2 protein-coding genes are annotated in these 3,904 nt (G+C 69.1%); one reads left to right on the top strand and one right to left on the bottom strand.

Annotated elements, in window-relative coordinates:
- Nucleotides 1-2,847, top strand: a 2,847-nt coding sequence (locus DBR34_RS14655) for an ATP-binding protein (protein WP_258223961.1), incomplete at its 5' end; no start/stop codon positions are given.
- A gap of 110 nt (nucleotides 2,848-2,957) precedes the next feature.
- Here DBR34_RS14655 and DBR34_RS14660 read toward each other — a convergent pair.
- Nucleotides 2,958-3,904, bottom strand: a 947-nt coding sequence (locus tag DBR34_RS14660) for an MFS transporter (RefSeq protein WP_128097336.1), incomplete at its 5' end; no start/stop codon positions are given.

The following is a 3,904-nucleotide window of genomic DNA, read 5'->3' on the forward strand; positions in this document are numbered from 1 at the left end:
TGGATCGGCACCAATACCGGCGTACTGGTCCGTCGACCGGATGGGCGCTTCGAACCGGCACCGTGGAAGGTGTCCGCCGGCGATCAGGTGCTGGGCATGATGCTGCGCGACGAGCAGGGCGGCTATTGGCTGGATACCCGTTCCGGGCTGGGGCGCGCTTACGACAACCAGTTCCAGCAGGTGCCGTTGTACAGCGCAGTGGCACGTGGCCAGGTACGCCCGAACTGGACCGGCGCCTATGAAGACCGCGAAGGCGGGATCTGGCTGGCCAGCGTAAATGGCGGGTTGTGGCACCTGTTGCCGCGGTGGTGGCAGTTCTCGGTGCTGTCGCGCCTGGAGGATGATCCGGCGTCACTGCGCAATGGCTACGTGCTGGGCATGTCCGCCGCCGCCGATGGCGAAGTGTGGGCGGTGGGAACGCACGGGGCGCTGGACAAGTTCGACCCGGTCAGCGGCCGGGTGACCCAGCACCGGACCGGCGTGGATGGCACGCAGTGGCTGCAATCGGTGCAGGAGGACCCCCGCGGTCAGGTCTGGATCGGTTCGATGTCGGCCTTGCTGCGCTATGACCCGCGAGATGGATCGATCCGACGCTGGGGCCACGATGCCGCGGTTGACGCGGCGATGGAGGGCCAGCTGGAATCGTTGGCGGTCTGCGATGGCCAACGTCTGTGGAGTGCCGCGTCCACCGGGTTGCAGCAGCGCGACCTGGACGGCCGCGTGCTGCACCGGGTGCCGGCCGGGCATGCCGGGCTCGCGGCGGGCCAGTTGACCCTGGACCTGCTGTGCGGACCGGACGACACGCTGTGGGTGGCGACCAACCAGGGGCTGCTGCAGTGGGTGCCGGGCCGCTCGCGGTTCGAGCCGGTGGCCGGTGGGCCTTCGGCGGCGATCCACGCACTGGCGCGCGGTGACGACGACAGCCTGTGGCTGTCCGAGGAAGGGCGGCTCAGCCAGTACCGGTGGCAAGGCGGGCGGCTGTTGTTGCAGGCCGTCATCGGCGGCGGTGCGGGCTATCCGGAAGTGTCGGCGACCGGGTTGGTGGTCGATGCGCAGGGCGTGGTCTGGGCGGCCAGCGCACGCGGCCTGATCCGGGCCGACCCGCAGATGGGCAATGTGCGCCTGTATGGCGTGCACGATGGACTGCCCAGCCAGGAGTTCCGCCGCAGCACGCTGAGCCGCACCGCCAGCGGCCGCATCGTTGGCGGCACGCCGGCGGGCGTGGTGGTGTTCGACCCGCGCCAGGTGCGGCCCTCCAACCGGCGCGCGCCGCTGGTGATCGAGCGGGTCGAGGTGCGCCGCGGTGACCGTGTCGCCGACCTGACCCACCTGACCCCGCTGGAGGTGGCCGACGCCGATCGTGACCTGCGCATCGTGGCGCGTCTGCTGTCGTTCGCCGATTCGTCGTCCAACAGCTACCGCTACCGGCTGGCCGGCTACGACCCGGACTGGGTGGAAGTGGGGCCGGCGGGCGAACGCGTGTTCTCGCGGTTGCCGCCGGGCCGGTACCGGCTGGAAGTGCAGGCGCGTTCGGCCGACCAGGTATGGTCGCGGGTGCAGTCGCTGGAATTCCGGGTGATGCCGCCGTGGTGGCGGAGCATGTCCGGGCTGCTGGTGCTGACCTCGATGACGCTGCTGTTGATGAGCCTGATTGCCTGGCTGTACCGGCGCCGGCTGCAGCGTCGGCATGCCTACCAGCTGGCCCTGCAGAAACAGGAGCTGGCCGAGCAGGCATCGGCAGCCAAGACCCGCTTCCTGGCCAACCTGGGCCACGAAGTACGCACGCCGATGACCGGCGTGCTGGGCATGAGCGAATTGCTGCTGGGCTCATCGCTGGACCCGCAGCAGCGCAGCTGGACCGCGTCCATCCGGCATGCCGGCGAGCACCTGCTGCATCTTGTGAACGACGCACTGGATCTGGCGCGCATCGAGTCCGGACGGTTGCAGCTGCAGTCGCAGCCGTTCGACGTGCACAACGTGGTCAGCGATGTGTGCACGCTGATGGCCGCGCTTGCCGAGCAGAAGCACGTGCGGTTCGTGGTGGACAACCAGCTGCCGGCCGGTCTGGCCAGCGTGGGCGATGCGGTGCGCGTGCGGCAGATCCTGCTCAACCTGCTGGGCAACGCGGTGAAGTTCACCACGCACGGCGAAGTGCGCCTGAAGGCGACCACGCTGTCGTCCGAACGCGGCCTGCATTTCGAGGTGTCCGACACCGGCCCGGGCATCAGCAGCGACCAGCAGCAGCGCCTGTTCCGTCGCTTCGAACAGGCCGATGGGGCGCGCACGGCGGCGCAATATGGCGGCAGTGGGCTGGGTCTGGCGATCTGCCGGGAACTGGCGTTGGCCATGCAGGGCCAGATCGGGGTGGAGAGCCAGCTGGGCGTGGGCACGCGCTTCAGCGTGAGCCTGCCGTTGCCGCTGCACATCGCCGCGCTGCCGTCTGGCGGCGAACCGGGCAGCGAGAGCCTGCGCCTGCCGCCGCTGCGCATCCTGCTGGTGGAAGACGACGCCACGGTGGCCAGCGTGATCACCGGCCTGCTGAGCGCGCGCGGGCACGACATGGTGCATGCCGAACATGCGCTGGCGGCGCTGCGCGAGGTGAGCGGGACCCCGTTCGACGTGGCGCTGCTGGACCTGGACCTGCCGGGCCTGGGCGGCATCGAGTTGGCCGGGCACCTGCGCAACCAGGGCTATGAGATGCCGATGATCGCGGTGACGGCGCGTACCGATCCGGGTATTGAACAGCAGGTGCAGGAGGCCGGTTTCAGCGGGTTCCTGCGCAAGCCGGTAACCGGTGACCTGCTGGTGGAGGCGATCGCGCGGGCGCTGCGGCACCCCCGCGGGTAGAGCGCACCGCGGGTGCGCTGGGTGGTGATCGCACGAACCCGGTAGAGCGCACCGTTGGTGCGTTGTTTGGTCATCGGACCAACGGTCCGATGCTACCCCCCCGAGGTCGCCTATTCGGCGACCTCCTCCACATCACGTGGGGACGGGCGGGTGTCGGGCAGCTGCCAGAAGATGAGCGTGGAGGTCAGGGTGATGGCACCGACGCAGACGAAGGTGGCGTGCAGGGCGGCGGTGGCGCCGTGCAGCTGGTCGAGGTGTGCGAAGGCGGCCAGCAGGCTGCCGGCGGCGGCGGCGCCGAAGCCGGTGGCGAGCATCATCACCATCGACAGCAGGCTGTTGCCGGCGCTGGCGAAGTCGCGATCCAGGTCGCGCAGGGTGACGGTGTTCATGACGGTGAACTGCAGCGAGTTGACCGCGCCGAACAGGGCCAGCTGGACGACGCGTACCCACAGCGGCTGGCCGGGGGTCATGAAGATGAAACTGGCCATGGCCAGGCCGACCAGCACGGTGTTGACCATCAGCACGCGGCGGTAGCCGAAGCGTTCGACCAGTTTGACGGCGTAGCGTTTGGAGACCATGCCGGCGGCGGCGACCGGGATCATGAGCAGGCCGGCATTCATCGGGCTCATGCCCATGCCAACCTGCAGCAGCAGTGGGATCAGCAGCGGCATGGCACTGCTGCCGATGCGCGAGAACAGGTTGCCGAGGATGCCGATGCGGTAGCTGGGGACATGGAACAGGGCCAGCGAGAACAGCGGGGCGGTGGAGTTGGCGGCATGCAGCCAGTAGCCGACCAGGGCGGCCAGGCCGGCTACGGTCATGAGCATGACCAGGGCATGCGGGGTGGCCATGCCGGAGATGCCGTCGAGGGCGAGCGACAGGACGACCATGCCGAAGGCGAGCATGAGGTAGCCGGCAATGTCGAAGCGGGTGCGGTGTTCGGCGTAGTGGTCGGGCATGACCTTCATGGCCGCGATGTAGCCGATGACGCCGATGGGGAGGTTGATCAGGAAGACCCAGTGCCAGGAGGCGACTTCGACGAGCCAGCCACCGAGGG

Origin of the sequence: Stenotrophomonas sp. HMWF003 (assembly GCF_003061285.1) — a bacterium.
GTDB lineage: Bacteria > Pseudomonadota > Gammaproteobacteria > Xanthomonadales > Xanthomonadaceae > Stenotrophomonas > Stenotrophomonas maltophilia_AP.